This window comes from uncultured Clostridium sp. (genome assembly GCF_900547735.1).
Taxonomy (GTDB): domain Bacteria; phylum Bacillota; class Clostridia; order Lachnospirales; family Lachnospiraceae; genus Otoolea.
Genome location: NZ_URHZ01000142.1, coordinates 1 through 5,149 on the forward strand (window position 1 = coordinate 1; position 5,149 = coordinate 5,149).

At 49.9% G+C, this 5,149-nt stretch carries 5 protein-coding genes; 4 read left to right on the plus strand and 1 reads right to left on the minus strand.

The features are described 5' to 3' along the window. Positions 1 to 150 precede the first annotated feature (150 nt). The 3 genes from QZT18_RS23265 (at position 151) to QZT18_RS23275 (ending at position 2,499) form a co-directional block, all read left to right on the plus strand. Positions 151 to 384 (plus strand): permease of phosphate ABC transporter, encoded by a 234-nt coding sequence (locus tag QZT18_RS23265; protein WP_227030940.1) that lies wholly within the window; start codon positions 151 to 153, stop codon positions 382 to 384. A 379-nt stretch (positions 385 to 763) separates the two neighbouring features. After that, a complete protein-coding gene (locus tag QZT18_RS23270; RefSeq protein WP_294152100.1) occupies positions 764 to 1,225 on the plus strand; it encodes a MaoC/PaaZ C-terminal domain-containing protein in 462 nt (153 codons plus the stop codon). Further along, positions 1,222 to 2,499, plus strand: a complete 1,278-nt coding sequence (locus QZT18_RS23275) for a CaiB/BaiF CoA-transferase family protein (RefSeq protein ID WP_294152102.1) — start codon at positions 1,222 to 1,224, stop codon at positions 2,497 to 2,499. The genes QZT18_RS23270 and QZT18_RS23275 overlap by 4 nt, the downstream gene beginning before the upstream one ends. Here QZT18_RS23275 and QZT18_RS23280 read toward each other — a convergent pair. Continuing rightward, positions 2,494 to 3,399 carry a LysR family transcriptional regulator gene (locus QZT18_RS23280; protein ID WP_294152104.1) on the minus strand — a complete coding sequence of 302 codons (906 nt, stop codon included), beginning with the start codon at positions 3,397 to 3,399 and terminating at the stop codon, positions 2,494 to 2,496. The genes QZT18_RS23275 and QZT18_RS23280 overlap by 6 nt on opposite strands. A gap of 177 nt (positions 3,400 to 3,576) precedes the next feature. Between QZT18_RS23280 and QZT18_RS23285 the strand changes: the two genes are divergently transcribed. Next, complete coding sequence (locus tag QZT18_RS23285) at positions 3,577 to 4,881, plus strand: CitMHS family transporter (protein WP_294152106.1); 1,305 nt, start codon at positions 3,577 to 3,579, stop codon at positions 4,879 to 4,881. Positions 4,882 to 5,149 lie beyond the last annotated feature (268 nt).

The following is a 5,149-nucleotide window of genomic DNA, read 5'->3' on the forward strand; positions in this document are numbered from 1 at the left end:
ACTCCCCCGTCCGCCGTCTTACAGAGGCGTCCTCGCATCTCAACTAAATCCTCACTTGATGTTTCTGAATAATATATGGAAATCTGCACATCATCATGTTACAATGAATCTATAAGAACACGGCGTATTTTGAAGAAAGGAGTCGAATTTATGGAGAAATTGTTTCATGTGGCGGAAGAGTATATAAAAGGAATGAAGTGGCAGGACATGGCTCTTCTTAAAATCTGCCTCTGTGCTGCCGGTATTGTCATCGGGCTTACGGCTCCGAAGCGGTGGAGGAAAGGCCTGCTTCTGTTGGCGGCGGCTGCCTTTGTAATTACCTATATTCCGCTGATGGCCAAGTTTGTACCGGCTATGCGCAACCTCGGATGTTGCGAGGAATAGTACAAATGGAAACTGATCAAATGGAAACTGATCAAATGTAAACAAAACAAATGTAAACAAAACAAATGTAAACAACAAACGTAAACTAAGTGAAGGGTATCCCGAAAGGCTGCAGCATAGCCTGAGGGATACCCTTATTTTGATCTTCCCTGCTCCGTAAAAGAAGACGCTGCCGTTAAAATAATGTATCAATTTAGACGATAAATCTTAACTTCAAAGTTAACGTCCACCCAATAATTTCACGATACCGCCTTTTACTGCATCCTTTTCCCTAAGAGTTTCATTCCAGATTAACCTCCCTTAACTTTGAATGTGATATACAATTAACCGATTCAAATGATATTGTAAATACATAAAAATGAATTGGGAGGGATTTAGAATGAAAAGAGAAGAAACATTGCTGACCTATGAGGATGTGGATGTGGGAGACGAGTTCCTGTCGCCCTCCCGTACGGTCAGCGAATCCGATGTTTTTCAGTTTGCAGGCATCACCGGGGATTATAATGAACTGCACACGAGTGAGGCTTTTGCCGAGACGACTCCTTACGGGACCAGAATCGTGCATGGGATGCTGACACTTGCCATTGCCAACGGCCTCTATGTCAGAATCGGTATTTTCAAAAACTCAATTTTTCTGGGAATTGATAAATGGAGGTTTTTAAAACCGGTCAAAATAGGGGACACGATACGGCTCCGCCTTGTGATCGAGGATAAGAGGGAGACAAAGGAGGGAAAACGGGGAATCATCGGAATGAAATATGAGGTTCTGAACCAGAAGAATGAGCCGGTGGCGGACGGAGTCCTGCGCCGCATGGTAGATAAAAGGAGGCCGGAGGAATGATAAAGCAGGAGCCGGACGGGAAAGACGGAAAAGTAGAAAAAGGGGCAGCAGAAAAGGAGGAAAAAATAGAAAAAACGAAGGAAACGGGAGCGCTCAGCGATTTGACAATCCTGGATCTGACGCGCGTTGTTGCGGGACCGTTCTGCAGTTCCCTGCTGGGAGATATGGGAGCCAGGGTTATCAAAATCGAGAGACCCGGGACGGGAGATGACAGCAGGGCCTATGGTCCGTACGTAAACGGTGAATCCGCCTATTTTGCAATGCTGAACCGGAGTAAATACGGCATTACGCTGAACCTGAAAGCAGAGGAAGGAAAAGCTATTTTTTTGGAAATGGTGAAAAAAGCCGATGTGGTGCTGGAAAATTACCGGCCCGGAGTTATGGAAAAACTGGGACTCGGCTATGAGGAACTGAGAAAAGTAAATGACCAGATTATCTATGCCGCGGTGTCTGGATTCGGTTCTTATGGCCCGTACTCAAAGCGGCCCGGTTACGATATCCTGGCGCAGGCCATGGGAGGGCTGATGAGCCTGACCGGCCCGAAGGGCGGGGAACCGACCAGGGCGGGCAATGCCATGGGAGATATCCTGGGCGGAATGAATATGGCGATCGGTGTGCTGGCCGCCGTTCACGCCAGAACGCTGATTGGACACGGACAGAAGGTAGATATTGCTCTGGTGGACAGCATAGCGGTGTCACTGGAAAATGCGTTTACCCGCTACTGGGTAACCAACGAGGTTTATAAACGGAATGGAAATGCCTATGCGGCCCTGGCGCCCTATGATTCCTACCGGGCCAGGGACGGACTCTGCATCATCGCCTGCGGAAACCAGAAACTGTTTGAGATTTTCAGCCGTGAAGTGGCAGGCCATCCGGAATGGATTGACGACCCGAGGTTTTTATCAAATGTGCTTCGGGTGGAAAACATGGATGAACTGAAAATACTGATCGAGGGATGGAGCAGGAGCTACACGGTGGAGGAGCTTGTTTCCATGGCTCTGGACGCCGGAGTTCCGGCAGGTCCCGTTTATGATATCAGCCAGATTGTAAAAGACGAACATATAGCCGTAGCCAGAGAGATGTTCCCCGTTGTGGAGCATCCCGTCATTGGAAAAATGCATGTGAACGGGGATGCGGTTAAAATGACGGAGACGGCGCCCCGCATCACAAAGCCCGCACCCCTGCTGGGGCAGGACAATGAGAAAATATACGGCGAGTTTCTGGGCATTACCCGGGAACGTCTCGCCGGGTTAAAGGCGGAAGGCATCTTATAGCGGATACCGTTTCCGGCAGGAATGGCCTGGATAAAAGCTGCAGGCAAAATCCTGGAATTTGGCCGCGGCCGCGTTCATGTATCTCTTTTCATCGCGGAACAGCGCCTGGACGCGCGGAAAAACCGGCTCCGTGATATCGATGCAGCAGGTTCCGTCATACAGACGCGCATAGTTTGTATATGCGGTGGCAAGGGCCACGCCGATTTTCTTCATCACCATGTAGGAGCGCATCATATAATCGCATTCGATTGCAATATGCGGAGTGAAACCGGCTCTCACACACAGATCATCAAAGTATTTGCGGGAGGAAAATCCGGGTGTGAGGGCGACAAAAGGCTCGTCCTTTACCTCGGTCAGGCTGATCTGCCTTCTCTTGGAGAGAGGATGATCCGGATGAACGAGAAGCACGGGGGAGTCGTCATTATAAAGCAGTTCGCTGTGTTTCCAGTGAGCCGGTACATCGGTGGGACTGGCAATGACAAAATCATATTTATAAAGGCAGCCGGGATTCTGAAGTTCATCCAGGCGGAGTGAGGTGTGGGTGACGCGTATTTCCGGATGTTCAAGCTGGAAAGAAGAAAAAAGTTCAATCCAGACATTGGGGCTGGTGGTGGCGACCGAGAGCAGAATATCCCGCTGCGCCTCCATATCCCGCAGTTCGGACACTGCGTTATCCAGCGAGCTGAGCATCTGGTTGACATGTTCCAGAAAAACGTAGCCTCTGGCATTCAGGTGCAGTCTGTTTCCCTGGCGATCAAAAAGCTCCGTCCCCAGTTCCTTCTCAAGACGCGAGATGGTGGAACTTAAGGAGGGAGGGGAAATGTAGAGCTGGTTTGCAGTCTGGGTCAGGTTCTCATTTTCGGCGACTGCCTTAAAATAGCGTAATTGCAATAATTCCATCAGATTCCTCCATACCGGTGCCGCATATCATTTACTGCTGGTGTTTTATACTGGTTTGTTAACGCGAAAACGCGGATTTTCACGCATTATAGGGTGATATATCATTCTGAATTATTATAGCATAGAACAAAAATAATAGAAATACGGGAATAAAGGAAAATATAAGGAGGAAAAGTTATGTTAGCAATAGCGGGGTTACTGACTATATTGGTCGTGATGTTTTTAATCATGACAAAAAAATGCTCGACACTGGTCGCGCTGATCGCAGTTCCTATGATTGCCTGTGTCCTTGTGGGGCAGGGAGCCAGCATGGGAGGATACATAACGGCGGGAATCAAGAGCGTAGCCGCTACCGGAGTCATGTTTATTTTTGCCGTTGCCTTTTTTGGCATTATGGGTGACGTCGGGGCGTTTGAAATTGTAGTAAACAGGATTTTAAAAATTATTGGAAAGGATCCCTTAAAAATCTGCATCGGAACACTGATTATCACACTGATGACCCATTTGGACGGTTCCGGTGCAACCACCTTTTTAATTACGATTCCGGCGCTTCTGCCCATCTATGACAAGCTTAAGATGGATCGCCGTGTACTGGCTACCGTAGTGGCGGCAGGAGCGGGAACAATGAACCTGGTTCCCTGGGGAGGACCGACAATCCGTGCGGCAACCGCACTGGAAGTATCCCTGACCGACCTGTACAATCCGATGATTATCCCTCAGCTCTGCGGTATAGCTGCCTGTTTTGCAGTCGCCGTGATGTTTGGCCTGAAGGAGAGAAAACGTTTAAAAGGGACGCTGGAAGCGATCTCGGTTGAGCCTCCCAAGTTCGACGATTTGCCGGAGGAGGAGAAATCCAAACGCCGTCCGCGCCTTGTCTGGTTCAATATCCTGCTGATTGTTGTTACCATCGTATCGCTGGTAATGGAAATTCTTCCGCCCGCAGGCTGCTTTATGGCTGCACTCTGTATCGCCATGCTTGTAAACTACCGCGACCTGAAAGAACAAGGCAAGCGGATGGACGAGCATGCGGTGGCAGCCATGATGATGGCCTCCACGCTGTTCGGAGCCGGCTGTTTTACGGGTATCCTTGGAGGATGCGGAATGCTGGAAGCGATGGCACAGGGCCTTTGTGATATCCTTCCTGTAGCAATTATGGGACACATTGCAATATTTGTGGCAGTATTCTCAATGCCTCTGTCCCTGATGTTCGACCCGGACAGCTTCTACTATGCGGTACTGCCTGTCATCGCGGTAGCAGCCGAGGTAGCCGGTGTTCCGGCACTGGCCGTAGGCCGCGCCGCCATCTGCGGCCAGATCACGGTCGGCTTCCCAATTTCCCCGCTGACCCCATCCACCTTCCTCCTGACCGGCCTGACCGGAGTAGACCTGGGAGACCACCAGAAACACAGTTTTGTGTGGCTGTGGCTGATTTCATTGACAATTGTAATCGTGGCGGTAGTAATGGGAGTAATCCCGGTATAGGAGAGGTCGGACGCCGAAGTGCACCCCATTCCGTATTTGGGCCCGCAGCCTGAAAGGACGCTTTAAGACAGTCCCCCACTAGGAGAAGTGTCCAGATTTAGGGGTACAGCCCCCAGCTTCGGGCCTGCAGCCGCTGAGCCGCCTTTTTCCTCAAATCAGGAGGAAAAGGGCGGCTCAGTGTATTTATTCAATGTAGGAATTTAATTGAGATGTGAGGACGCCTCTGTAAGACGGCGGACGGGGGAGTGGGTTGGATGGATGAGTCTTC